This is a genomic window from Methylobacterium gnaphalii, from assembly GCF_007992215.1.
Classification (GTDB): domain Bacteria; phylum Pseudomonadota; class Alphaproteobacteria; order Rhizobiales; family Beijerinckiaceae; genus Methylobacterium; species Methylobacterium gnaphalii.
Genome location: NZ_BJZV01000038.1, coordinates 1 through 25,564 on the forward strand (window position 1 = coordinate 1; position 25,564 = coordinate 25,564).

General features: G+C 63.5%; 15 protein-coding genes and 1 pseudogene. 6 read left to right on the plus strand and 10 right to left on the minus strand.

The window, feature by feature from the left end; translation table 11 throughout:
- Positions 1 to 548: 548 nt before the first annotated feature.
- Both MGN01_RS20810 and phnA read right to left on the minus strand, forming a co-directional pair.
- A complete protein-coding gene (locus MGN01_RS20810; RefSeq protein ID WP_147048752.1) occupies positions 549 to 1,865 on the minus strand; it encodes an MFS transporter in 1,317 nt (438 codons plus the stop codon).
- Between the two features lie 325 nt (positions 1,866 to 2,190).
- Positions 2,191 to 3,462 (minus strand): phosphonoacetate hydrolase, encoded by a 1,272-nt coding sequence (gene phnA, locus MGN01_RS20815; RefSeq protein WP_147048753.1) that lies wholly within the window; start codon positions 3,460 to 3,462, stop codon positions 2,191 to 2,193.
- 173 nt (positions 3,463 to 3,635) lie between these two features.
- Here phnA and MGN01_RS20820 point away from each other — a divergent pair, with 173 nt between their 5' ends.
- The gene (locus MGN01_RS20820; protein ID WP_147048754.1) at positions 3,636 to 4,571 is read left to right on the plus strand and encodes a LysR substrate-binding domain-containing protein; all 936 of its coding nucleotides are present in this window, start codon (positions 3,636 to 3,638) and stop codon (positions 4,569 to 4,571) included.
- Positions 4,572 to 5,289: 718 nt separating this feature from the next.
- Here MGN01_RS20820 and MGN01_RS20825 read toward each other — a convergent pair.
- Together MGN01_RS20825 and MGN01_RS24525 are read right to left on the minus strand one after the other, a co-directional pair.
- The gene (locus tag MGN01_RS20825; protein WP_147048755.1) at positions 5,290 to 6,096 is read right to left on the minus strand and encodes a class I SAM-dependent methyltransferase; all 807 of its coding nucleotides are present in this window, start codon (positions 6,094 to 6,096) and stop codon (positions 5,290 to 5,292) included.
- A gap of 2,023 nt (positions 6,097 to 8,119) precedes the next feature.
- Positions 8,120 to 8,764: pseudogene (locus tag MGN01_RS24525) on the minus strand (hypothetical protein).
- 740 nt (positions 8,765 to 9,504) lie between these two features.
- Between MGN01_RS24525 and MGN01_RS20850 the strand changes: the two are divergent.
- Positions 9,505 to 10,503: a glycosyltransferase family protein gene (locus MGN01_RS20850; RefSeq protein ID WP_147048757.1), complete on the plus strand. Its 999-nt coding sequence runs from the start codon at positions 9,505 to 9,507 to the stop codon at positions 10,501 to 10,503.
- On the opposite strand, the gene MGN01_RS20855 is transcribed toward MGN01_RS20850, so the two are convergent.
- Together MGN01_RS20855 and MGN01_RS20860 are read right to left on the minus strand one after the other, a co-directional pair.
- Positions 10,504 to 11,688: a glycosyltransferase family 4 protein gene (locus tag MGN01_RS20855; RefSeq protein WP_147048758.1), complete on the minus strand. Its 1,185-nt coding sequence runs from the start codon at positions 11,686 to 11,688 to the stop codon at positions 10,504 to 10,506.
- Positions 11,688 to 12,728, minus strand: coding sequence for a glycosyltransferase family 4 protein (locus tag MGN01_RS20860; RefSeq protein ID WP_147048769.1), 1,041 nt, complete (start codon positions 12,726 to 12,728; stop codon positions 11,688 to 11,690). The genes MGN01_RS20855 and MGN01_RS20860 overlap by 1 nt, the downstream gene beginning before the upstream one ends.
- Positions 12,729 to 12,788: 60 nt before the next feature.
- Between MGN01_RS20860 and MGN01_RS20865 the strand changes: the two genes are divergently transcribed.
- The 4 genes from MGN01_RS20865 to MGN01_RS20880 all read left to right on the plus strand — a co-directional run bounded on the left by MGN01_RS20865 (position 12,789) and on the right by MGN01_RS20880 (position 20,139).
- Positions 12,789 to 14,843: an HAD-IIB family hydrolase gene (locus MGN01_RS20865; RefSeq protein ID WP_147048759.1), complete on the plus strand. Its 2,055-nt coding sequence runs from the start codon at positions 12,789 to 12,791 to the stop codon at positions 14,841 to 14,843.
- On the plus strand, positions 14,833 to 15,702 hold the full coding sequence (locus tag MGN01_RS20870) for a glycosyltransferase family 2 protein (RefSeq protein WP_174804613.1): 870 nt from the start codon (positions 14,833 to 14,835) through the stop codon (positions 15,700 to 15,702). The genes MGN01_RS20865 and MGN01_RS20870 overlap by 11 nt, the downstream gene beginning before the upstream one ends.
- Positions 15,703 to 15,710: 8 nt before the next feature.
- Complete coding sequence (locus MGN01_RS20875) at positions 15,711 to 16,910, plus strand: glycosyltransferase (RefSeq protein WP_238258161.1); 1,200 nt, start codon at positions 15,711 to 15,713, stop codon at positions 16,908 to 16,910.
- Between the two features lie 988 nt (positions 16,911 to 17,898).
- A complete protein-coding gene (locus MGN01_RS20880) occupies positions 17,899 to 20,139 on the plus strand; it encodes a GAF domain-containing hybrid sensor histidine kinase/response regulator (RefSeq protein WP_238258159.1) in 2,241 nt (746 codons plus the stop codon).
- Between the two features lie 476 nt (positions 20,140 to 20,615).
- On the opposite strand, the gene MGN01_RS20885 is transcribed toward MGN01_RS20880, so the two are convergent.
- Genes MGN01_RS20885 through MGN01_RS20900 form a run of 4 tightly spaced genes read right to left on the minus strand, consistent with a single transcriptional unit; the run spans position 20,616 to position 25,258 of the window.
- A complete protein-coding gene (locus MGN01_RS20885; protein ID WP_147048760.1) occupies positions 20,616 to 20,957 on the minus strand; it encodes a DUF3325 domain-containing protein in 342 nt (113 codons plus the stop codon).
- Positions 20,954 to 22,591 (minus strand): PepSY-associated TM helix domain-containing protein, encoded by a 1,638-nt coding sequence (locus MGN01_RS20890; RefSeq protein ID WP_147048761.1) that lies wholly within the window; start codon positions 22,589 to 22,591, stop codon positions 20,954 to 20,956. The genes MGN01_RS20885 and MGN01_RS20890 overlap by 4 nt, the downstream gene beginning before the upstream one ends.
- Positions 22,588 to 22,926: an iron transporter gene (locus MGN01_RS20895; RefSeq protein WP_147048762.1), complete on the minus strand. Its 339-nt coding sequence runs from the start codon at positions 22,924 to 22,926 to the stop codon at positions 22,588 to 22,590. Before MGN01_RS20895 ends, MGN01_RS20890 begins: the two co-directional genes overlap by 4 nt.
- A gap of 1 nt (position 22,927) precedes the next feature.
- Positions 22,928 to 25,258: a TonB-dependent siderophore receptor gene (locus tag MGN01_RS20900; protein ID WP_147048763.1), complete on the minus strand. Its 2,331-nt coding sequence runs from the start codon at positions 25,256 to 25,258 to the stop codon at positions 22,928 to 22,930.
- Between the last annotated feature and the right edge of the window lie 306 nt (positions 25,259 to 25,564).

Here is a 25,564-nt window from a genome sequence, read left to right on the forward strand (position 1 = left end):
GAGCTTAACGATGTCACAGCCGCGCAGCTTGCTGTCGATGGCGAGGTCAAACAGCGCGCGATCGCACACGCGCCCAGCGCAGTTTAGTCAGCAACGGACCGCACAAACCTGCTGTGGTTTGAGGGCGCGTTTGGCGCCGAGCTTCCGTCCGGCATTCCACGGACGGCGGTTCTTGAAACCCGGGTCGTGCTCCGAATGTCCCATCATCGTTCTCCCAGCCGGCCCATACCGGCGGCGAGATGAAGGGCACCAGAACCGCGACTGGCGAAGAATCCCATCAACGGCGGGAGGCACGAGGGCTTGCGGCGGGACCAGACGGACAGCATGCGATCCCACCTGGTCATACACCCTCGGCCGCACGGTTCCAAAAAGCGGACATCTCTTCGGCGGCTGTCAGTGCCCGTTAGTATAGTCGTCCTGCACGAGTTCGTCGGTCGCTGGCGTTTGATCGTTTGCTTCGTCCTGATCGAGGTGCCTTGCCGTTACGTCGACGCTGAGATCCACATGCGTGCATCTCAGCAGTTTGGTTGAACACAACAAGAGCTGATTTACCGCTTAATCAAGATCGCACAAGTTCCACTTAGTGCGCAACACGCTCCAACAACCATAAATACGAGAGCGGTATTGTGTCCGATATCAAGCAAATGCCCGATTGCCGGCTCGGCCAGTCCGGCAAAAAGATAGGAGTACGTACTCATGACTCCGGTCGCCGTTCCAGCTCGTTGACGTCCGACAAGATCTGGTACAAGAGCCCAGAAGGTCGCATGCGGTCCGTAGACAAAGAATCCGCAAAGAAATAGTACTACAATCGCCCAAATGCTTGACACCGGCAATGCATACATCACCGCAGTCGCGCCGACCGCTAGTAGCATGTACAGCGCGATTGGTTTCCAACGCACCGAACCGAAGAACCGGTCAGAAATCCATCCATTTGAAAGCGCGCCGAATGCCATCCCGACTGGAAGCGCGACGGTGATCCACCGTGCATTGATGCCGGTGACCTCACCTAATTTTGCCGTAGCCTCCAGAAAATGTACCGGGACCCAGACAACGAGGCCATATCGGGCGGCGTTGTTGAAGCCCAATGCCACTCCACCAATATGGATTTTCAAGTTTGAAAGGATCGCTCTGTAACGCTCCTTTGAAGTTTCCGGCTTTATATCGGAAACACCTAGATCGGCTTCGTTATCTGCGTCCGCATCTAACTCTCGTTTAAAGCCCATATCTTCAGGGCTGTCGCGAACCAAAAAATAAAACACAACCCCTGCGACGATCAACAGCACAACTGGAAGACGGAAGACCCACCTCCATTCAAGATGAAACGTGTCTACAACCAGTAGGCCCAAGATGTAGGTTACTACGGACGACATTCCTGCTGCGAACAGATATAATCCATAGACCTTACCTCGCTCAGCTTTTGTCCACCAGTTCGCAATAATACGACTGCCTGGAGCAAATCCCAACGCTTGCAAGTATCCGTTAAGCCACCAGCTCACGAGAAGAGATTTGTAGCCGACTGAAAAGCTCACGATCCAATTCATCAAGCTTGATGATATCGCTCCAGCTGTAACAATTTTCCGACCGCCGTATTTATCACCGAGATTGCCATTAATTGCCTGACCGATGGCATAACCCCAAAGCATCCCGGCAGAGACCCAGCCGATAAGCTGTTTGCTCACATTGAATTCTGCTTGAATTCCTGGAATCGCAAATCCAAGTGTTTGGCGACCTGTATAATAAAAAAGGTAGCAGAACATCACGATCAAAAGCATTCGCCATTGAACGGCGCGATAGCCAACGTGCGCGCCTGCCGAGATAGGCGCGCCAATCAACTTGTAATCTTCTTGAACTATCTGCTTGTTCATCTGTTCCTCCCATAGCTCAGTCCGATATCTATTTTTTCTGCATTTTCCGACTGATGCGGCAGCCAATTGAACATTGATGTGAAAATATCTATAGCTCAGCGCATCGGTGTATTGTCTGTATATGTTGTGGCGTTCAACATATGAGGATGGACATAAATCTATCTTTGCGCGACATCGTGCACATATTTGCTTTGCGCAACGTCCAAAGTGCTGCAATCAACTTGTGCTGATAATTACAAAGCTGATCGATCTGATTTCGCAGAATGCAATGGAATTCCGAGGCAACCTCGGGATGGCCGCCTCGGATTGGCGTACAACCTTGCGATTATGCGACCCCGTTAAGGGCGAAATCGAAGATGTCGAAGTTGCGCAGCACGCCCGTTTGAGCCCGCTCCCGGTATTCAGGCTTGAGCGGACGCGAGAGCAGGAAGGGCACGCGCTGCTCACCGATGCCGCCATGCGAGCGCAGGCGGTGGTTGCCGAGCGCTGACAGGTCGTGATCCTCGCGGCGGGCACCCACCACGGTGGAGCGATCGGAAAACACTGCGAAATCGCCCTCGCGATCTGGCGGAAGATGGAAGCGCTCGCAGACGGTGGCACGGTCGAGCACGAGCTCGACGCCGGGCAGCGAGCGCGCGAAGGCGATCATCTCGCCGACATTGCCGGGCTTCAGTAGGTGGACGCGCACGAAGCCGCCGAGCGCGCCGTGATGGCGCACGAAGGGATCGGCGATGGGGCAGATCACCCGCACGCTGCCGGCACCGAATCGCGCGTTGAGCGCATCTTCGACATAGACGACGCTCGGCTGGCCCTCGGCGGTCGACTTGTCGGCCATGCCGTGATCGGCCGTCAGCGCAACCGTCGCGCCGAGTTCGATCATGCGGGCGATCCGGCGGTCTACTTCACCATGAAAGCGGTTTGATTCCGATTCTCCCGGCTCGTACTTGTGCTGAACGTAATCCGAAGTCGAAAGATACATTAAGCCCGGCTTCACAGCTGCGAGCAGCTCCAGCCCGGCGTCTAGAGCGAAAAGTGAGAGATCGGCAGAATATTGGTCAGGCTTGCTCCGGCCGACAAGCTCCTCGCCCCCCGATACACCGAGCGCCGAGAGGTCAGCGGAATCGGGCTGTTCGGACGAGAAGGCGATGCCATCCATTTCGTAGGCGAGCACCTTCAGGAGCTTGTCCTTGGCGGTCACTACGGCAGTTTGTACGCCAGCCTTGCTGACCGCACCAAGAATTGTGCCGCAGCGAAGGCGTCGGGCATCCGTCACCATGATCTCCTCGCCAGTTTCGGCGTCGAGATAATAGTTGCCGTTGATGCCGTGGATCGCCGGGGGCACTCCGGTGACGATCGAGGTGTTGTTGGTGTTCGTGGTGGTGGGAAGGGACGCGAGCGCGGTGCCTAGATATCCCGTTTCCCTAAGCGCAGCGATCGTCGGAAGCGTCCCGTCTTCGATTCCTTTCTGCAGATATTCGGGATCGAAGCCATCGAGGCAGATGACAATTACGGGCTGTTTCGGCAAGGCGTAGGTGCGCCCGTTAGCCTGTACATGCGCTGGTGTATGCAGGTTAATAGCTGCGGATGTCCGTGACATATCTCTATCTACCAATACTGACGACCGGTCAGCGACCTAGCCTCTAGGCAGGATAGTAGCGCTAGCGAACGTGTGATAATCAATCGAATAATGCGCACCTAAATGTGCGAAAAAGGAACGAATTATAGCAGCAGGCCGAGGCGAAGGCGTCGGCTTAGCCGGAGGGCCGCCGCTTGAACGAACGTGAACTTCCTCTCAATGCCCTTCGTGCATTCGCCATTGCCGCCCAATCACCGAGCCTCGAAATCGCAGCGAGGAAACTCGGTGTCACTCATGGAGCCGTAAGCAAACAGATTGCGTCGCTTGAAGCTTGGCTCGGGCAAAGCCTGTTTGGTCGACAGGGGCGCTCGCTTCAACTCACGCCATACGGGAAGATCCTTGCGGACAAGGTGACCGAGTCGATCAGACAGATAGGCGCGGCATGTGATTACGTACGGAGAGATCGCTCACGCAAAGTAATCTCCGTCGAAGCGCCTGCGACCTTCGCCATGTACTTCCTTCTGCCGCGCATCAAGAAATTTGAGACGCAGAACCCGAAACTGTCTGTATGGATCGCGACACGTCTGACCGGACAAACACCGGATTTTGCACAGAACGATGTTGTCATCAGCCGCGGCCAATTCCCAAAAGTGGCTACACGCGTGGGAACTGCAAAGTTTCTATTTGAAGAGAAACTGACGCCGGTCAGCGCGTACTCCCTGCTGAAGGAAGCGCCTATTAGAAAGCCTGCCGATCTGCGTAAGCATAAACCCATTGCCTCATCCAGCCGACCGGGTGAATGGGAGGCTTGGTTCGAGAGAGCAGGGCTGGGAAATCCATTGATCGAAGGCGGTCATCGCTTTGATCATTTGAATGTAGCTCTCCACGCGGTACGCGACGGCTTAGGATCAACGATCGCGCCTCGGCAACTCTTTGGTGATATGATTAATCAATACCATCTTCGTTGCCCTCTTCCAGATATCTTCTATCCGGGCGCTTCATATTTTGCATACTCGGCCTTCCAACCTGAAACAGCCGAATCGCAGATTTTCATATCTTGGCTCCAGAGTGAGTGTAGAACATCTGACGGCGACAATATTGGATCGCACATCCCACTGAATGCAGTCTGATCTTGCGACGCCTTTTGTGGTACACTCGTCGGCCTCTAGAAACCAATGACGGCTTCGAAAGACCATTCCGATGGCGGCGCCATATCATCTGATGGCAAATCGGCTGAGCTGTCGAGATGACGCGACTTGAGTTGAGCATCTGTTTTTTCAACACCCCCGCGTCTGAAAATAGAATATTACTTTCGGTTAGCTCGCGCTGTTACTCAAACGACTGCTTTTTGTCGATTCCATTCCGCAAATCGGACCAGCTGAAAACTACCCAATGACAATATTCGCGGGACAGGAGTTTGCAAAAATACTACCTGCGCGACATTACGCCAGCGAAGCCCAGACCGGCGGACCCAAGATGCCGTCCGATTGCACGTCCATCACTGCCTGCGATGCGACGCCCCCGCGTGCTTGATCTGCAGCTGCGCGACCGGAATGGCGAGGCATGCCCCGCAAGCACAACCACTTGGCAACCGGCATCCTGGCAGATGCCCTGCAGCAGGTCGGCATTGGAGCCGCTGTCGTAGACCGCGAGGCTTTGCGCCTAGCGTGGAGTTGCCCGAGCACAACGGATTCGTCGAGGACGAAGCGCTCGCCGCTGGTCATCACCGAAGCCAGGATCCCAACCTTCAGTCGTGTCCACGAGACCTGTACCGCCATCCAGAATAAACGAGGGCGGCGAGGGCCGTAAGGCGATAGGCCATGATTGCCACCCGAGACGGCCCTGGCTCTACCGGCGGATGCCGCACGTGACCCAATATTCGCGCGGCACACAGATGCCGAGTGGTGTCGGGAATTGGGCGTGGAAAGCGATGAAGTCCTGGCGCAGATCCGAGCGACGATCATCGTCTAACGACGTGGCAAGCGCCTTGGTCGGACCGTAGCCGTTCGAAAATCGTTCCCATGCGGCTTCCGCGCTCGGCTCACGATAGAAGGAGACACCCTTCTCGAATGCCAAGTCGAAGTCCTTGCCCAGTAGTTCGTCCACCCGCTCGGTACGACCCCAATCGAACGGCGAGGGCGGAGCCGGGGTTGGCGGCGGTGGCATGTACGGCTTCATCACCATGAACATCTTGAACACGTTGCCGTCCGACAGCCAGGTGGTGAGGGCGATGCGTCCGCCCTTGCGACAGACCCTGGCCAATTCGCTGGCCGCAGCCTCCGGATGGCTCGCGAACATCACACCGCAGGTCGAGATCACTGCATCAAACTCACCGTCCGCGAAGGGCAGGCTCTCGGCGTCACCCTCCCGATAGGTGATGTCTAATCCCTCGGACTTGGCTTGCTCGGTTGCGAACGCGAGAAGCACCCCGCTGATGTCGGCTCCGGTCACCCGCGCCCCACGTCGGGCGACGACGCGTGAGGTCCAGCCGGTGCCCGTCGCAAGATCGAGGATCTTCTCGGCTGGTTGGGGATCGAGGCGCAGCACGCAGTGCTCGATGCTGTCCGCAATACCTCGGCTGATCTCGTCGTAGCGGCCACCACCGGAGTTCCAGACGCTGGCTGGTTTGGCATTATGGGGCTGGATACCGCTCATGGCTTCCTCCGTTGCTCCAATCGCCCCCGGTTACGTTTTCTACTGCGACCGACGCCACGCTTCGGCGAAGGAATGCACGAGGGCGAGGGAGGCGGTGGCCCCGTTGGCCTGTCCATCCCGAAGCCGCCAGCTTGGCCCATCTGATTCGTCACATGGGCAAAGCAGAGCACAGACCGGCTCCGCGCACGAGCGAAGGGAAAGCGTCGCCGCTTCCATATCGACCGCCAGGATGCCTGCTCTCCGTCCCACTATGATGGCCTCCGCAGTCTCGCGGAAGGCGCGTCGGTGGAAACCAACCACTTGGCATCTCGGCAACGGCAGGTCAGGCGGTCATCCACCCCACGTGGCGTCCGGCCCACTTTCCTATTCTCCGGAGGCGCCCGGCCTCACCCGTGAGGGTGAACTACCGAATTGCAAGCGAATGGATGGGGACAGCGGGCATAGATTGGCTCGTCGCAGGCTTAATCTGACAGGGTCAGCGACTGCGGGCTGGGTGGAGTCGTTCTCGTAAGTTTGCTGCCCAGCCCGTCCGGGTTTGCGAGTTGCCCAGCGGCCTGCCCCCGGTCGCGGGGTGACGGCGGGTCGGATGGTGCTTGCGCTGCTGTTCGGCCCGCTGGGGCGCTCGGCCTCACCCGCTCCGGCTAAGATCAGATCAAATCCAGAAACGAGCAGAGTCTATCGAAGAGCAGTCGCCCCGGTTGTATTTATACCGCGTCGGCGACGGCGGGCCGAGCGACCATCCACCTCAGACTACTCGGCCGGTCCTTGCCTGCTAGGAAAGACTGTCCGCCCTCATCCAAAAGGCCGATCATCTGAATTGCGGATTGGGCTATGGGATCAGTTGCGTACACAGGCTCGTCGCGGCCCTTCCTGACCCCCGACAGCGACGTCGGGTCGGGATTTCTCGCTGAGAATGCTCAGCTTTCCGCGAGCGGTAATCGCGAACGTTGGCGATAACTTTAGTCATTCTGAGACAAGCTCCGTCCGATTCTCGAATGGCGGGCGTCGACGAAGTACCGCTTGTGGCTCGCATTTGCGTCAGCAGCGACCTCAGAGGTTGCTCGGATACCGGTCGTTCTGGCCGGCGAACCACCTAACCCAAAGCAGACATCGCTAACGGGCAATAGAGAAGATGAGTGGGTTCACTTGGCCCGCTGTAAGATCTCAATGCACGGCAGACGGCATTATTTGAACGTGAATGCCTACGGCCTCCTTCGGAATCAACGACGGCAGTCGAGGTGCCAGAAAGATCGCACAGGCGTGGATATGCGGCTGCTTCTCGCAAGGGTCGCTCGGATCGTTGTGAACTGACTTAGCAGTTGCGACGGCGGCCGAGAGCACGAGGCCAGCGGCGACGAGGAAACGGTACAGAGGAAGACCGGTCATCTTTGGTGCGAGATCAATTGCGAAGTGGCGACAGTGGTCAACGCGGCGACAGGAAGGATGCGAAGGATCAGTGTCTGTCTGCCGAGCCAGGCCGCGGCAGCTTGATCTCGACGGTTTCGCCCGTGAGCGGGTTGAGGATCAGCATGGATAGCGCCTTCAATTGACTGTGCCTGGAGACCGTTCAAGCTCGACTCTGGAGCCATGCGATCCGTCGAATTGCGCGGACGTAGTCAATGAAGCGTTTGCCGAGGTTGCGGCGCGGCGGCTCGGAGCTCGGCAGCAGCAGGGTCGGGGTCAGGGTTCGATGAATGCGTGTTCGACCGCTGGACCCTGACCGAATGCGGCGAATGCTCCGTTGGACCGGAACACTTCAGTCGCGCTTCTCGGATCAGATCAGGGGAAGACATAGCCCCCGTTTCGCCCAGCTCTTCGGCGAGGCATCTGCCGGCACTGACTTGACCGCCACCTCGATATCGAACGTCCGCTAGTTGGTTCGGGCGCCAGAGAGCGAACCGGCAATGAGCGGGGCCCCTTGCGGGCATTTGTGGCCGCCGCCGGAAATATCTGTCATCGACGGCAATCCGGACACAGCTCTCGCCGTCCTGGATAGTGGCGGACGCGGGGAATCCAACCTCTGTCAAGAACGGAGCCAAGCGGCGCGAACGGAACCGCAGGCGGTGTCCGGCTTCGCTTCACCGATAAAGATCACGACGGGGCCGTGCGTGTCGCGCCGCGGGTCATAGAAGTCGAGCAGGGTCGGGTACCGGTGCTGGAAGAAGAGCGGTTTCCGACCCTGGCGGCGGAGCAGGTGGTCGATAACGACCTGGTCGCCGTGGACGGCGTTCGGGACCGAGCCGCAGGTCCCGGCTTCATCCAGCGCTCGGGCTTGGCCGCGAAGGTGGCGTAGAGAGGGGGACAGCTCATCGCCGTGCCAGCGCAGCAGCGCACTGGAGACGTGGTCTTTATGAAAATAGTCCTCCATCGCGGCTAGGCCGGGTTCGGCGAGGGCGTCGGCCGGTCCCGTCAGCACGGTGTCGAGGTCGCACAGCAGCGCCGTCCCATCGACGAGGCCAGGGCGGAACGCCTCCATCTTCGCCCACCAAGCCGGCCGGTCGTGCCGAAGCTCCACCCGCTCGACCCCGTCGATCGCCAGCGGAAGGTCGGTGAGACAGAGGATCCGCCTGAAGGCCGGGGCATGGCGGCGGATGCCGCCGGCGAGGCGCGCGACCCAGGTCGCATCGTAGCGGCCGCCGCCCTTCAGGACGGTGATCAGGGTTGCCATGGTGCAGGGGTCATCCGTCGGTCGGTGGAGGATGCGCCCGCAGCCGACCGGCCGCGCCCGCCTCGGCGAACCAAGCGCGCTCGGCCGCCCAAGGGTGGCCGGACCAGCCTTTGAAGCCAAATCCGTAGGCCTCGACCGTGGGCGACCTGACCGGGCGCCCGACAAGGAGCGCGAGCGCCACCAGGAACCCGGTGCTCGGGTCGGCCGGCCCTCGGCGCGAGCCCCGAGCACGCGCCGGGCCTCGCCGTGCAGTGCCTCGGGCAAGACGTGGATCGGCTTGCCGAGCGGGCGCAGCATGGCCAGCGCCTCGCGGGTAAAGCAGATCGGCTCGGGCCGATTATGCGCCTCCGGCAGCATCGGGAATGGCAGCACAAAGCCCTTCGCCTGCCGGACGACCGGGCGGTCGAGGAAACCCGGATCGGCCAGCCATTCGCGCATCTGCCCGCCGCGATTGACGAGAGCCAGATGCGTGATGTGTGAGCCGGTCCGGCCGCCGAAGCCTGGGGCGTTGTTGAAGCGCACGACGCTTCCCGCCGCATCCACCGCCGCGGCCTCGGTTCCGGGCGCGTTGCCAACGAGGGCGACCGAGGCGAGGTCGAATAGGTCCGGCCAAGCCGTGCGGAGGGGGTCGACGTCGTTGGACAAGCGAGGCAGAGGTCTCGGCGGGGCGTCACGGGAGAACCGGGGAGGTATGGCGCCCCGCCCGCGCGACCAGCCCCAGCCGGAACGGGACCTTCGCGATGACCTTCGAGAGCGGACGCACCCGCCGCTGCTTCCTCTGTCGCGCCGCCATGCTGGCGCCGAGCGACCGCCGCCTGATCGATGCCCAAGGGCGTGAGCGCGTCTTCCCAGTGGCGTGCGTCTCCTGCGGCATCTTGACTGAGCGGGACGCGGACCCGGCGGAGAGCTGGCAGCACCTCGCCCAGCGTCTTAGGGGGCCAACCTTCGTCCCGGACCCGGACGCGCCCTACGGCCTCGACATCTATACCCTACGCACCGCCGCGACTCGTCTCGGCCGCGGCCTGCGCCCGCTTGCTCCCGAGGACCGTACGGCGCTCTTGGCCCCTCACAGCCTCCTCACGGCGCACGCCGCGCTCTACGACCTAGCAGACGGGCCGCCTGTCTCTCTCGGCCTCCTCTGCCGTCCGGCCGAGCTCGATGCGGTGCTCGCTGGCCTCGCTTCGCAGGCGGGCTGGACGGACGACGTCGCAATCCTCCTCGATGGCAAGGCCGAACCGCCGCGTGCCGTGACGGTCGCGGGCTTCGCGCCCGGCGCGGTGCGGGTGGCGCGTCGTCCCCTCGCGGGCGACTTCGCCGCGCAGCGCAACACCCTTCAGGAGCTGGCCCGCCATGCCTGGATGCTGCAACTCGATACCGACGAGACCATCGTCCCCGAAACCGGTCGTCTCCTGCCGGCCCTCGCCGCCCTGGCCGAGGACGGCGGTGTTCTCTCGGTCGGGCTTCCCCGGTGCAACCGCGTCGACGGGGTCCTGTCGGACGTCTATCCGGATGTGCAGTACCGGCTGAACCGGACCTCGGTGCGCTATGCCGGCCGCGTTCACGAGCGCCCAGCCGTCGACGGCGGCTGGCGCCACAGCTTCATCGCTCTGCACGGCGCGATCGAGCACCGCTTGAGCCGGTCCCACGTCCGGGCGCGCTCGCGGGACTACGAGGCGCTCGATCCCGGGCGCGGACGCCCGGAGGAGGAGGACGCGCTGCTGCGGCCCTACCGGGACTGATCAGCCCTCTCGCGCCGCCGCGATCGCCCGTCGGTAGAGGTCGAGCGTCGCCGATCCGAGGCTCGCCCGGGTGAAGCGCCCGGCCGCAGCAAGGGCGCGGGCGTGGTAGGCCCGGCGCAGGGCGGGGTCGAGAAGGAGCGGACGTAGGGCATCGGCGAGCGCCGCGCCGGTGGCCGCCGTCGCGAGCGGGCCGGCCTCGGGCGCGCCGACGAAGGCGCGGGCACTGGCATCCTCGGCGCAGGCCACTACCGGCCGGCCATAGGCCAGGGCCTCCTGGTAGACGAGGCCGAAGCTCTCGTAGCGCGATGGGGCGAGGACCACGTGGGCCTCCGTATAAGCCTCGGCCAGTGCCCCGGCGCCGATCCGGCCGCGGGCGCAGAGGCGCGCCCGTGCCGTGTCGGGCAGGTCCGCCGGCAGGTCGCCGGGCGACACGCCGACGACGTCGAGGCGGAACGGCGGCAGCGCGCCCCGTTCCGCTTCAGCCGCGAGGATCGCCAAGGCGTCCATCAGCGCGTCGAAGCCTTTTCGCGATTCCGCCCGCCCGACGAAGAGCAGGCGCAGGGGCGCATCTACCTCCGGATAGGGCGCATCCCGTGCGCCCGCAGCGACCTCCGGCGGCAGGCTCAGCCCGATCACCGCTTCGGGCTGGCGGCCCGAGAGGCGGTAGGCGCGCGCGATCACCGCGCCATGCGCGGCGGTGTTGGCGATGAGGCCAGCGCTGCCCCGCGCCTGGCGCCGCTCGAGGGCGTCGGCGCTCCCGCCGTCGAGGCGGTCGCGGAGACTGGGCACCGGCGCGCGGGTGAAGGCCGCCGGGGTCGAGGAGCGCGTCACCAGGGGCAGGTCCCGGTGCCCAGCGAGCAGCACGGCCGGCGCGTACCAGTTCGTCGCCTCGACCACGTCGAAGGGCGTGCGGGCATGGGCCGCGAGGACGGCACGCCGGAATGCCAGGGGGGCAGCGAGGTGGCCGACCGAACCCCGGAGGCGCAGGCGCGCGAGGCCGCTCATCGGCGGCAGGGCGAGGCCTTCGACCGTCACGCCCCCGGTCCGCTCGGCGACCGCGCGATCGAGGGTGAACACCGTCACGTCGGCACCAGATTCGGCCAGGCTCTCGGCGATCTCCCGGGCCGCGGTCGAGAGGCCGCTCGGGGCAGGCGGGTAGTCCCAAGCCAGAAGGGCGGTGCGCATCAGTGGCCGAGGAGGCGCCGGTAGAGGGCGAGGTAGTCCCGCGCCATGCGCTCGGCGGTGAACCGCTCCTCGAAGCGGCGGCGTACCCCCGCCCGGTCGATCTCGCCGACCCGGGCCAGGGCCGCCACGGCCTCAGCCTCGGAGGAGACAACGAAGCCTGTCACCCCGTCCTCGACGATCTCCGGCACGGAGCCGCGGTTCCAGGCGATTACCGGGGTGCCGCAGGCCATCGCCTCGATCATCACGAGGCCGAACGGTTCCGGCCAATCGATCGGGAACAGGAGCGCGCGGGCCCCGCCGAGCAAAGCGCCCTTGGCCGCGTCATCGACGGGGCCGAGATAGACCGCATCGTCGCCGAGCAGCGGCCGGACCTCACGGTCGAAATAGCCCGGGTTGCCGACATCGATCGTGCCGCCGAGCCGGATCGGCAACCCGGCCTCCCGCGCCACCCGAATTGCGGTGTCGGGCCGCTTCTGGTCGGTCATCCGTCCTACGAAGGCGAGGTGCTCTCCGGCCGCGAGCGACGCGTCGTAGCGGTCGCGGGCGATGCCGTGATGCACCACCCCGGCCCGGTTCGAGGCCGGGATGCCGGCGCCCTGCGCCGCCGAGATCGCCGCCACGGGAAGATCAGGAAATCCCTCGAAGAACAGCGCCCGGTCGAGTTCGTCGACCCGCCAGTGGATCGTCGTCAGGCTGTACCGCCGGCGCTCTCCGAGGAGAGCCGCATGGGCGAACTCGCCATGGCAGTGGATGATGTCGAAGTCGTCGAGGCGCTGGCGCAGAGCCTCGAGTTGCAGGGCGTCGAGCGCCGCCGGCACCCCGGGCGCGACCTTGCCGTAGCGATGCGCCAGAGCCTTGAGGCTCGGATGGATACCGATACGGGGTAAGTCTGTCGCACTGTCCGAAGGGGCGAACAGCGTTACCTCCAGGCCCAAGCTTTTCAGCGCCGTGCCGAGGTCGTGGATGACTCGCTCCGTGCCGCCGTGATGCTCCGGGGGAGTAGGAAAAATGTTCGGAGCGACTTGGGCGACACGAATCACAGGGTGTACCTCACTCAAATCGTCCTGCCCGGTTAGCGCCTGCCCTAAGGCAGCGACCTGATGTTCGTCCTGCACATCGCCCTGCAGGGCTGCCTACGCGGCCAGAACGTCGTCTACGGGCTCACCGCCGATACCGGCGGCCATATCCGCTACCTGCTCGATCTCGTCGCCGCCTCGGCGCAGGATTCCGGCATCACACGGATCGTGGTGGCGACGCGCCGGTTCGCCGGCCCGCCCGGCCCCGACTACGCCGTGCCCGAAGAGCGTCTGGGCGACAAGGCTATGCTCGTGCGACTGTCGAGCGCGTCGCCGGGCTATCGCACCAAGGAGGAGATGCACGCGGAGGTCGCGAGCTTCGCCGAGAGCCTGATTGCCTGGATTACCCAGCAAGCGCAGACCCCAGACCTAATCCACGCCCATTACGCCGATGCTGCCGCCGTGGCGCAAATCGTCGAGGACCGGCTCGGAATCCCGTTCGTGTTCACCGCCCATTCCCTTGGCCGGGTCAAGGCGGCGATGCTCGGTGAGACGGCGGCGGGACATCCCGACCTCGCTGGCCGGATCGCCACCGAGGAGCGGGCGCTCACCCGCGCCACCCTCGTCATCGCCTCCTCGCGCGACGAGGCGGAGGTGCAATATGCCGGCTACGAGGCCTGCGATCCCGGCCGGGTGCGCGTCCTGCCGCCGGGCAGTGACCTTGCCCGCTTCGCCGACAGTCGCCCCGACCCGCGGGTCGACGCGACGATCGCTCGCTTCCTGCACGACCCCGAGAAGCCGGTACTGCTGGCTCTCGCCCGTCCGGTGGCGCGCAAGAATCTCGCGGCCCTGGTGCAGGCCTACGGCGAGAGCGCCAGCCTCCAGGCACGGGCGAACCTCGTCCTCGTCGCTGGCACCCGCCAGGACATCGACGCGCTTGGCGGCGAGATGGCCGAGACGATGCGCGATCTCCTGGTGGTCATCGACCGCTACGATCTCTACGGCCGGGTCGCCTATCCGAAGACACACCGGCCCGAGGACGTGCCGGCGCTCTACGCCCATGCTCGCGTGCGCGGCGGCCTGTTCGTCAACCCGGCCCTCAACGAGCCCTTCGGCCTGACCCTGCTCGAGGCCTCGGCCGCTGGCCTGCCCCTCGTCGCGACGGATAGCGGCGGCCCCAACGACATCGTCGAGACTTGCGGCAACGGAATCCTGGTCGATCCGCGCCGGCCCGATGCGATCGCGGCGGCCGCCCTGCGTCTCTTCGACGACCCCTCCCTCTACGCAGGTTGCGTCGCCGGCGGGGCGCGGGCGGCGGCTTGCTATGACTGGGATCGGCACGCCGCGCGCTACCACGCCCTGCTGCGGGCGCTCGTGACGCCGGTGCCGCCCCTGCGGGCGCCGCGTCAGGTCCTGATCTGCGACATCGACAATACGCTCGTCGGCTGCGCCTCGGCTCTCGGCATCTTCCGACGCTGGCGCAGCCGGCAGGCGTCCCTGGCCTTCGGGGTCGCGACCGGGCGCTCGTTCCACAGCGGGATGGCGGTGCTGGAGCAGCAGGATAGCCCGCGGCCGCAGGTGGTGATCACCTCGGTCGGATCCGAGATCTACCACCTCGATGCCAACGGCGTGACCTACACGGCGGATTCCGCTTGGCGCAGGGCGATCTCCGCTGGCTGGGAGCGGGAAACAATCCGCGCCGCGCTCGCCGGCCTCGACGACTTGGCGCTCCAGGGCACGCTGGAGCAGCGAGCGTTCAAGCTCAGCTATTTCGGCAACGCCGCGGCGGCCGCACAGGTCCGCGCCCGCCTGGCCCAGGCGGGCCTGCGCGCCTCGGTGATCCACAGCCACGGCCGGTACCTCGACGTCCTGCCCGAAGGGGCCTCGAAGGGCAGCGCAGTCGACCACGTGCGTGCTCTCTACGGCCTGCCCGAACGGGCGGTTTTCGTCGCGGGTGATTCCGGCAACGACGTCGAGATGCTGCGCGCGCGGGTGCAGGCGATCATCGTGGCGAACTACTCTGATGGGCTGGCCGGCCACTCCGCCCTGCAGCACTCCTATGTCGCCCGGGCCTCGCATGCCCGCGGCATCATCGAGGGCGTCGGCCATTTCCGCAGGTTGTCCGCGCATGCGACCTGAGGCCTCCGCCGCGAGCGTGCTCACACTGGTGCGCGGGCGCGAGAGCTGCCTGCACAACCTGATGCACGGCCTCGCCCGTCAGAGCGCGCCTCCGCGCGAACTGGTAATTGCCTGGATGCAAGCAGAGCCCGGACCCGATCTGCCCGATCCCGGCTGCCCGGTGCGCCACCTCCATGTGCCTGGCGAGCCGATGCCGCTCGCGGCGGCACGCAACCGGGCAGCGGAGGCTGCCGCGGGCGACCTCCTCGTCTTCCTTGACGTCGACTGCATCCCAGGTGACGCCCTCGTCGCCGCCTACGCGCAGGCGGCCGCGCAGGGAGACGGTCTGTTCCTCGGCGAGGTCCTGTACCTGCCGCCGGGTGCCGGACACCGCAACGAGGCGGATCTCGACCGGCTCGGCCGCGCCCACCCGGCCCGCCCCCCGATCCCCAGGGCCGGTCTCCAGTCCGAGCCCGATTCCGGCCAGCTGTGGGGCTTATCCTTCGCGCTGCCGGCGCGGGCTTGGCACGCGGTCGGCGGCATGGACGAGGGCTTTGCCGGCTATGGCGGCGAGGAAACCGACCTCGCCGCCCGTCTGAGCGCGAGCGGCCTGCCGACTTTCTGGGTCGCGGGTGCGCGGGCCTATCATCAGCACCACCCGGTCCACGTGCCGCCGCTGCAGCATTTCGAGCCCATTCTCGCCAACGCAGTGCGCTTCCACGAACGACACGGGCGCTGGTGCATGACCTACTGGCTCGGCCAGTTTCGGGACGCCGGCCTGATCGCCTGGGACGAGGGGGCAGACGCGATCCGCCTCCTGCGCTGCCCGAGCGACCTCGAGATCGTAGCCTCCTTGCGGCCCGACGCCCTATTTTCCTGAGAGATCTCATGAAGAAGCCGATCGCGTTCTTCGTCCACCATCAGGGCCGGGGCCACGCCAACCGCACGATGGCGGTGGCGGCCGAATTCGCCCGAGATCGCCCGGTCTCGGTGCTGACCGCCGGTCCCCACCTATTCGACGGCTTCACCCGCGACATCGAGATCGTGGCCCTGCCGAACATGATCGGCGCCGCCGTGCCGACCCCGCGCCTGTACGCGGAGCCGACGCCGCAGGTGATGCATTGCGTGCCCCTCGGCCTCTCAGAGATGCGCCGGACGATGCGCCAGATCCTTGACCATCTCGACGAGCGCGGCATCGGCCTCTTCGTCGTCGATGTCTCGGCGGAGATCGCGCTTTTGTCGCGCATCGCCAGCGTGCCGGCGGTGCAGATCCGCATGCACGGCGACCGCCAGGATATCGGCCATGTCGGGTCCTACGAGGCCTGCGTCGGCATGCTGGCTCCTTTCGATCCTCGACTCGAGCAGGACGACTACCCGGCGCATCTTCGCGCCAAGACCTTCTACAGTGGTGGTCTCTGCACCAGCGTCGACCGGGTGCCCGACCGGGTCGAGGCGAGGGCGCGGCTCGGGCTCGATCCGGACCGAGAGATCGTCGTGGCGGTCACCGGCGGCGGGGGCAGCGGCACGCCCTATGCCCCCCTCACAGTCGGGGCGCGCGCCGCACCCGACGCCGTGTGGCTGACTCTCGGACCGACCCACCGCGAGGGGCACGAGACCGACTTCGCCAATCTGCACGAACTCGGCTGGGTGCCCTCGGTCACCGATTATCTCGCGGCCGCCGATATTGTGGTGGCCTCGGCTGGTGACAACACGGTGCACGAGGTCGCTCGGGTTGGCGGCCGTCTGATCGTGATGCCGGAATGGCGCTATTTCGGCGAGCAGAGTCGCAAGGCCGAGGCCTTGGTGCGCCTCGGCGCCGCCGTCCAGGCGCCGGTCTGGCCCGGCGACCTTCAGGGCTGGCGCGACCTCCTAGGCAGCGCCCGTGCCCTCGACGGCGATGCCTTGCACAGCCTCTACGCATCGAACGCGGCCTCCCGCGCCGCCGGCTGGCTCGAGGGCCTGACCGACGAACTCTGGCAGGGCGAGCATTCCGGACGGGGGCGTTCCACGTTCGTGCCAGAGCATCTGGAAGGCCGGGCAGACTTGTCCGAAGATCCGATCAGGCGTGAGGCAGTCGGTTTGGTATGAGCAAAGGTGAAGTCAGCTTCTGTGCTGTAAGCCGACATCCAACCAGCGACGTGCGAGTGTCTGTAAGTGGCGCTTTGCCGACCGGCAGATGTTGGACGGTCTCCGGCTGCTCGCTGCCGCACCTTAGGTTTCTGTTGCAGACCCCAGAACTAACAATAGGCTGGTCGCCCAAGGATCGACTTGGCTCCTGACCTAGCAGGCAAATATTGCTCGTACAGGGACTGGCCAAACCCTCCCCTTGCACGCAGCTGGACAGTGGGCTTGCGAGTTATATTGGCGCTCCCTTGCCGCGAGGACGGCGGACATTGCACGGCAGGCGAGGGCAGCCACCGGTCAAATCGGCGCTGGCTGCATGGACGCGCTCGTAGGCTGTCTTCTCGCAGTACGCCGTCGGTCTCAGGGCCGCAGTGTAGATGAGGCAGACGACCTGCGAGCGCCACAATTCACGCCTTCCGACATTGGAGCTCCATCGGGTCGGATCAGGCAGGCTGTCAGTTCTCAGCCTCCGGCCAAGAAACCTTTTTGCTGCGCAAGAGCTTCTCTCGCTTAAAGCGGGGGCATACCATAGTGATGCAGATAGCGGGAGACGAGCCTGCCCTGAAAATCGAGGTGATGAGGACTGTTGCCTACTCCTTTGCTGACGGCCGCAAGATTACACGTTGCCGACCCATGCCGGACGCGCTCGGCCCCATCGGAGGCAGGTCTAGCTACAATACTATCATCCTCCAACAAGCATTAAGACGATGGCGCAGAGGCAGCTATCGCGCGAGGTTAGCCCGGCCACCCGTCTAAGCATGATCAAGGACCTAGTATGCCTAAGTACTGTATCGATACACAGGCAAACAACATATCTACATGCCCTGGGACTGTAGGAAAGTTCTCTGGTGGGAATATGGCCTGCCCCTATCCTCCCAAGTGAACTTTGAGAACAGCACCAACGATCTGCAATCAAGCCGCATAAGCATGTTAATCAGTCGAGCCCATCCGGATGACCGAGAGTGCCACTTCCGATTTACCGCTGTTCCTGGCCGGCGGCGGACAGATGGGCGCGATGATGCATTCCCACGATTGGACAGGTTCGCCGCTTGGGTCGCCAAGAACTTGGCCGCATTACCTGCGCTCGACCGTCAGCCTGCTACTTGGATCGCGCTTCCCAATGTTCGTGGCCTTCGGACCCGAACTTGGGTTCATTTATAACGACGCCTACGCTGAGATTTTGGGCGACAAGCACCCGGCGGCACTCGGTCGCCGCTTCCGTGACATCTGGCCCGAAATCTGGCCTGACATCGTTCCGCTGGTCGAGAAGGCACTTTCAGGGGAATCAACTTGGTCGGATGACATGCCGCTGCGCATGAACCGGCGCGGTTTTGACGAGCAAACGTGGTTCACCTTTTCCTACTCGCCGGTTCGAGACGAACAGGACAGGGTCGCTGGCATGTTCTGCGCCTGTACCGAAACGACCGGGCGCATTCGAGCTGAAGCGGCCTTGCGTGCCAACGAGACCCGTCTCCAGTTCCTGGATACGCTCGGGAAGGAAACAGCAAAGAGTACCAATGCCGACGAAATCCTCGCGACGACCACACGCATGGTTGCCGAGCATCTCGGTCTCTCAAATTGCGCTTACGCGGACATGGATCCTGACGAAGACGGGTTCACCATCCGTGGCGATTGGGCGGCTGAGGGGTCACCGAGCATTGTCGGGCACTACAGTCTCGCGGACTTCGGCAAACGGGCTGTGGTCGAACTCAGCGCTGGGCGGCCGTTAGTCATCAACGACAACCTTGCTGAACTGGCGCCCGATGAGGCCGCCACCTTTCAGGCCATTGGCATCTCGGCCACGATCTGCATGCCGCTCGTCAAGGATGGTCGCCTCACCGCACTCATGGCCGTCCATAGCCGGGTTCCGCATGCCTGGTCGGATCATGAACTTGCGCTGGTCACTGAGGTCACGGAGCGATCTTGGGCCCACATCGAACGCGTTCGAGCGGTTGCAAACCTTGAGGCATTGAACGCAACTCTTGAAGAGCGCGTCGAACAGCGCTCCTCACAACTCGCAGAGACCGAGGCCGCACTCAGGCAGTCGCAGAAGCTCGAGGCCGTGGGTCAGCTTACCGGGGGCGTTGCCCACGACTTTAACAACCTGCTCACAATCATCCGCTCGTCAATCGACTTCCTGCGCCGACCTGACTTAGCCGAGGAGCGGAGGAGCCGATATCTCAACGCGGTGTCAGAAACGGTGGACCGAGCCGCCAAGCTGACGAGTCAGCTCCTCGCTTTTGCCCGGCGCCAGACCTTGAAACCCGAGACGCTCGATGTCGGCGCTAGACTCGGTGCAATCGCCGAACTCCTCGATACGATAACGGGCACCCCCATCAAGATTGTCGTCAATTTACCGGAACGCCCCTGCTTTGTCCGGGTCGATGCCAGTCAGTTCGAAACGGCCCTCGTAAACATGGCCGTGAACGCGAGAGACGCCATGAATGGAGTGGGCACCCTGACGCTGAGCCTCAATCGCCATGCGGCGTTGCCGCCGATACGCGGCCATGCGGGTGCATCAGGCTCATTCACTGCCATTTCACTCAACGACACCGGATGCGGCATCCCGCCGGACTTGTTACCTCGCGTGTTCGAGCCGTTCTTCACGACCAAGGAGGTGGGAAAGGGCACCGGTCTTGGCCTGTCTCAGGTCTTTGGCTTCGCGAAGCAATCGGGCGGTGACGTTGAAGTCGAAAGCATCCTAGGTGAGGGCACGACCTTCACACTCTACCTACCGGAGGTGCAGCCCGACTTTGCTGCCAGCGAGTCCGTTGGTGATATCACGGAAATCGAGCCCGGCGGCGTTGGTCAGCAGGTACTGGTGGTAGAGGACAATATCGAGGTTGGTCGCTTTGCAACGCAGATCTTGGAGGATCTCGGCTATGCCACAACCTGGGCGGGCAACGCCGAGGATGCTCTGGATATCATTGGCTCGGACGGCGCGGGTTTCGACGTGGTATTCTCGGACGTAGTGATGCCCGGCATGGGCGGGATCGAGTTTGCTAAGCTGCTGCAACACAAGCTTCCACATCTGCCAGTAGTGCTGGCGTCGGGCTACAGCCATGTGCTCGCCCTGGAAGGCAGTCACGGCTTCGAGTTGCTGCAAAAGCCCTACTCGGCGGACCAAGTCTCACGTGTGCTTCGCAAAGCTGTGTCGAGGCAGGGAACCTACAAAAACAAAGTGCAGGCCTAAACCAAGATTACGGTTTGATATGCTGGCTGGCGATGCCTGTGACGGCTCCTCGCGCAAGAAACTCTTGGAACTCCCACGGCGCGCCATCGCCATTACTACAGTCTATGGGAAAGGGTTCATAGTCGAGCCATAGATGAAGGATGCCCTGCTACGACCTGATGGCGCGTCATCGCGGCAGTCGTTGCAATCCTGTCTGGTTCCCCTGATGCATGGGCCGCGAGTGTCGAGAACAGCTCTGACGCCACCGTTAGGCCGGGGGTGCTCGCACCGTCCTCGATATTATTGGGCAGCGGCTTGGCGTGCTCGATCATAAGGTCCCGGGACTCCATAGCGCGACAGGCCGCTGGATTGGCGGTTCAGTCAACGTGAAGAAGGATGATGGCCAGTATTCTGGTGCAAAAGGCTTTGTCGTCGACCGATCCAACGCGTACTTCGGCGGAGTTGCCAGCTGACTGGGGATGCTCAAATTCGTTAGACTAATGGATAAGGAACGCTCCTATCACGCTGAACAGCAGTGAGGCTGCAGCAGCAGGCGGCACGAAGCGAGGCCGATAAGCTAACAGCAGAACGAGCAAAAGACCTGCGCAACTCGTTGCCCCAATCCATTGTACCGGCGCGAACACCCACCCTTCCGCGTATCCAGTCAGGATCAGCGACAGCCCAATTCCGGTCCAACCCACCGTCCGAAGGAGCGCCACACGGCCATCCTGCGGCTTGGATTGCAGCACGTCGGAATGATGACGATTCAGGCTGAGGCACAGAGCCGCGAGTGCCGCGAAGCTCAGCGAGATGCTGAGCGCGAGGGACGAGGTGATCATGCCCGCCTGCGCTCCGCGATCGGTCGCGGGTTTCGGACGCTCGAGGCCACCGGCGTGCCGTTGGCCTGCCTTTGGACGACGAGCGATGCCGGTCGTTCGCTCCTATGCTGAGATCGGCCTGGAACCTCGTAGACCATCACCTTTCGACCGGCAGCCATGAACAGCCCCGCGAGCGCGAGGAGCGCGCCGTCGAACCACAGGAACAATGGGTCACCATAACCGAGCTGACGCAGAGGATGCCGCTCGATGGTCGCGACATCCGCAACGACGACAGCGAGGCAGAGGACCGACACCAGTGTCAGCATCTCGGTCCAGGCACGGCGGTGAGGGCGGAAAAGCGGGATGAACGCGGCAAGGATCCAGGCTGCGAAGAAGCAGCGGATCTCCCAGGCCGATCGATCGGTCACGTCGAGCGGAAGCAGACGGTTCGCGAGGAAGAAGACCGCGATCGCTGCGGGTAGCCCGGCAATGCTGCCGATGTTCATGGCCTGGACGAAGCGAAGCCCAAAGAACGTCCGCTCGCCCGGCTTCGGTAGACGGGCCAGCGACCACAACATGATCCCTGTCGCGACCATGGCGCTCCCCATGATCCCGCACAAGAAGAACAGGACACGCAGGCCTGTTCCTGCAAAATGAGCCTCGTGCAGTCCGACCATCGTCGTGAAGGTCTTCGCGGCGGGCTTCAGACCGCCCTGAAGCACCTGGATCACGGCGCCGGTCACGCCGTCGAACGCGACCTGAGGGTGCTCGTGGGAAAGCCCATGCGGCTCCTCGAACACCGCGACCACGGTGGCGTTCGCGTCCCCACGGTTGGTGATGGTGAGGCGCTCGAGCGGCTCGGACACCGTCGCAAGGGCCTTCTTGACCATGGGACCGACCGGTGCCAGCGCGGCAGGCTTGCCTGCTGGCGGCCGAGGCGCGGTGATCTGGCCGGTCTCGGCAAAGAAGGCTTGGCTGTCGCCCTTGTAGACGGCGTTCATGCCCCACGGCATGTACATCAGCGCAAGCGTGACGATACCGGTATAGGTGATCATCAGGTGGAACGGCAGCGCGAGCACGCCGGTGACGTTATGCGCATCGAGCCAGCTGCGCCGAGGCGCCTTGTCCCGGCGAAATGTGAAGAAGTCGGCGAAGATGCGCTTGTGCGTGATGATGCCGGAGACGAGCGCTATCAACATGATCATCGCGCAGATGCCGACGGCCCACCGGCCCCAGAGCGGCGCCATGTGCAGCTCGAAGTGGAAGCGGAACAGAAAATCTCCGCCCATCGTATCGCGGACGGTCGCGGGCTTGCCGGTCTCAGGATCGAGCGCGACGCGGTTTGGGGGTTCGCCTGGTCGGTTCCGCCAAAACAGATCGAGCACAGGACTGTCGGGTTGCGGCATGCCGATGAACCACGCACGTGCGTTCGCGGCGTGCGTCTCCATGTAAGCGACACCGCGCTCTGCGGCTGCGCCGAGCGCGGATGCATCCATCGGAGCGGCGCGTACGAATTCCGGTCGCATCCAGCGCGAGATATCGGCGCGGTAGTAGCTCGCCGTTCCGGTCACGAAGATCGCGAACAGCACCCAACCGACGACGAGACCGGACCAGGTGTGAAGCCAGGCCATGGACTGGCGGAAGCTGCCCTTCACGAAGCGCCTCCCGTGCGCGTGGTAGACGCGGAAACCGGGCTGCCTGCATCCTTCACCAGCCAAGTGCCGGCTCCAAGGAGTGCCGCGATGACCGCGACGATGATCGTGGCGCGCAAAAGAGTGCGCGCAGCGAAGACGAGCACGACGATGCCTACCATCACGACGAAGCTCAGCATCGTCGCCGCGCCAACGGCTTCCGATCGCGTCAGCGGAAGCGTCAGCGAGAGGAAAACGGTGGAGAGGGCGGCAATGCCGTAGCCGCCAGCCGTCGCGATGACGACGCGGCCGGCGACCGCCGCCCGGTCGCGGAGGCGCAGCGACGCCATGCCCGTCATCTCACCACCGATACCGCAGTGTTCCGTAGACCGTCCGGGGCAGACCCAGATAGCAGCCGGAATACTGGAAGCAGCCTGTCACGTAGTACTCGTCGAGCAGGTTCTGCGCGTTGACCTGCACACTGAAGCCTTTCAGCGAGTCGTCGAGGTAGCGCATGTCGTAGGACAAGACCGCATCCAGGAGAACGCTCGACGGCACCTTGAAGGTGTTGGCGGGATCGCCCCAGGATGGACCCAGATACCGAACGCCGCCGCCGATACCAAGACCGATCAGCGGACCGCTTGTAAAACGATAGTCCACGAACGCCGAGGCGGTAGAATCGGGCACCTGCACCGGGCTGCGGCCGACAAGCGGCACCTGCGCGCCGGTCAGCGCGTTGCGGGTGTTGGTGATGTCCTTCGTGTTGCGGATGTCGAGAAACGAGACGCCGCCGACGAGGCTAAGGTTCTCGGTGACGTTCGCCCTCGCCTCGAACTCGACGCCCTGCACGCCGACCTCGCCGGTCTGCAGCACGAAACCGGGATTGTTCGGGTCAGTGTTCGTGGCGTTCGAGCGGCGGATGTCGAAGGCGGCCGCCGTGAGCAGGATGTCGGTTCCAGGCGGCTGATACTTGATACCGGCCTCGTACTGGTTGCTCTTGATCGGGTCCGGGATGCGGCCGGCCGAGCCGAAGGCGGAGTCGAATATGCGTCCGCTGACGATGGGCTCGAAAGCCTCGCTATAAGACACGTACGGTGCGATGCCGCTGTCGAACAGGTAGAGCAGACTTGCCCGCCCAGTGAAGGCCTCGGCCGGCACGTCCTGCTGCGCCACCGCACCCGTGGCGATGGTGCGCGTCGGGCCGGAGGAGCGCGCCCAGTCGTAGCGGCCGCCGAGCGTCAGGACGAGATGGTCGAACTTGAGCTGATCCTGAAAGTAGACGCCGGTCTGCTCGGCCTTGATGCGCGACTCCGACGTGAAGGCCGGGAACGCGATATTCATGTCGTAGTTCGGCGCGAGCAGGTTCAAGCTCGGCGCTGAGGGGAACGGCCCTGAGAAAGTGTTTGTCTCGAAGGTGCGGTGGTCAACGCCGACGAGCGCGGTATGCGCGATAAAGCCGGTGTCGAAATTCGCCACGACGTTGTTGTCGGTGGTGTAGGCATCGATCCCCACCCGCGTGCCACCCTTCGAGCGGGTTAGGATCGGGCCACTGGTGAATGGGCCGTTATTGATGTCGTCGAACGACGTGTAGACGCTGGCGTAATCGCCTTCGGTGCGCAGATAGCGGCCGGCGGAGTGGACGCGGACGTTCTCGTTGAAGCGGTGGTCGAAGATGTAACTGATCGACGCCTGGGTGCGGTCGGAACGCTCGAAATTCCTGTCGCCGTCGTAGAAGTCGGCCGGCAGGCGACCGACGACGCCGTTGCCGAAATTGCGCGGGAAGAGCGTGCCAACCGCGGGAACGCCGCCATAGAAGCCCGAGAAGGGATCGCGCTGATAGTTGCCGATGACCGTCAACGACGTGTCGGCATCGGGCCGCCAGGTGACACTCGGGTTGATGAAGAAGCGTTCGACCTTGGTCGTCTGAGCCGGCCCGTCGGCATTCCAGCCAAGCCCGACCACTCGGTAGGCGAATTGATCGGCGAGTGTGCCGCTGCCATCGCCCACGGGGCCGCCGATGTCGAAGCCGCCGCGTGCCTGGCTGTAGCTGCCGGTCTGCGCGAAGATCTCGCCGTGATTGACGAATTGAGGGAGCTTTGAAACGAAGTTGACGATGCCGCCGGGGCCAGATTGTCCATAGAGAACCGAAGCCGGACCCTTGATGATATCGACGCGTTCAAGCCGGAATGGATCGATTGAGGGTGAGGCGTCGCGGCTGCCCGGAAGCGCCATGCCGTCCAGGAACAGCGGCGCACTGAAGCCGCGAATGTAGAATTGCTCGAGACGGGTCGAGCCGGCGCCGCCGCGCTGCTCCGTTGTAACGCTCGGTGTGTAGCGCAGCGCCTGGTTGATCGAGAGAGGGTTCTGATCCTCGATCTGCTTCCGGCTGATGACCGAGATTGACTGTGCCGTCTCGACGATCGGCGTATCGGTCTTCGTAGCCACCGTGCTGCGGGTGGCCACGTATCCCGAGACCGGGCCGAGGGCACCGCCCCGGTCGTACAGGCCGCCCCCGCGCCCTTCACCAGTCACACTCAATTCGCTCAGCTCGACCTCGGCTGCTTGCACTTGTGCCCGAGCGCCGGCGGGAATGAACAAGATGGAGGTCGTGCAAAGAAGTGCCGCGCATAACTCTTTTCGTGATGTGCAACGACGAACGCCCGACGATGCAGCTAAGCTAAGAATGTCCATTTCGGACTAAGACCCCGACGCAGTATCATTCGAATACGCCGCCTCTTCTTGGACTGAGCGGCGCAGTCAGGATGCTCTAGCAGGAATGGCCGCATAGCCTAGGAATATGTTTTAGATCCATTCTGAACTTCGGTTTTCGAGTATTAAAACGATTCCAAAAGGGATTAAGAGGCTAAATTGCTCGTAGCGCAATTTTCGTACGTGAGGGTTGGCGGCGAAGGAGACGGCCATGCCAACGGCGCGCTCGACACTCGTGGAGTCGCCTCTATCCATTCCAATCAGGCTAGGGCCGATCAAATTCGCGAG

Coding starts and splice junctions, on each gene's coding strand:
- MGN01_RS20825 (WP_147048755.1), bottom strand. CDS start 6,096: ATGAGCGGTATCCAGCCCCATAATGCCAAACCAGCCAGCGTCTGGAAC.
- MGN01_RS20855 (WP_147048758.1), bottom strand. CDS start 11,688: ATGCGCACCGCCCTTCTGGCTTGGGACTACCCGCCTGCCCCGAGCGGC.
- MGN01_RS20850 (WP_147048757.1), top strand. CDS start 9,505: ATGACCTTCGAGAGCGGACGCACCCGCCGCTGCTTCCTCTGTCGCGCC.
- MGN01_RS20875 (WP_238258161.1), top strand. CDS start 15,711: ATGAAGAAGCCGATCGCGTTCTTCGTCCACCATCAGGGCCGGGGCCAC.
- MGN01_RS20895 (WP_147048762.1), bottom strand. CDS start 22,926: ATGACGGGCATGGCGTCGCTGCGCCTCCGCGACCGGGCGGCGGTCGCC.
- phnA (WP_147048753.1), bottom strand. CDS start 3,462: ATGTCACGGACATCCGCAGCTATTAACCTGCATACACCAGCGCATGTA.
- MGN01_RS20870 (WP_174804613.1), top strand. CDS start 14,833: ATGCGACCTGAGGCCTCCGCCGCGAGCGTGCTCACACTGGTGCGCGGG.
- MGN01_RS20810 (WP_147048752.1), bottom strand. CDS start 1,865: ATGAACAAGCAGATAGTTCAAGAAGATTACAAGTTGATTGGCGCGCCT.
- MGN01_RS20865 (WP_147048759.1), top strand. CDS start 12,789: ATGTTCGTCCTGCACATCGCCCTGCAGGGCTGCCTACGCGGCCAGAAC.
- MGN01_RS20900 (WP_147048763.1), bottom strand. CDS start 25,258: ATGGACATTCTTAGCTTAGCTGCATCGTCGGGCGTTCGTCGTTGCACA.
- MGN01_RS20880 (WP_238258159.1), top strand. CDS start 17,899: ATGACCGAGAGTGCCACTTCCGATTTACCGCTGTTCCTGGCCGGCGGC.
- MGN01_RS20885 (WP_147048760.1), bottom strand. CDS start 20,957: ATGATCACCTCGTCCCTCGCGCTCAGCATCTCGCTGAGCTTCGCGGCA.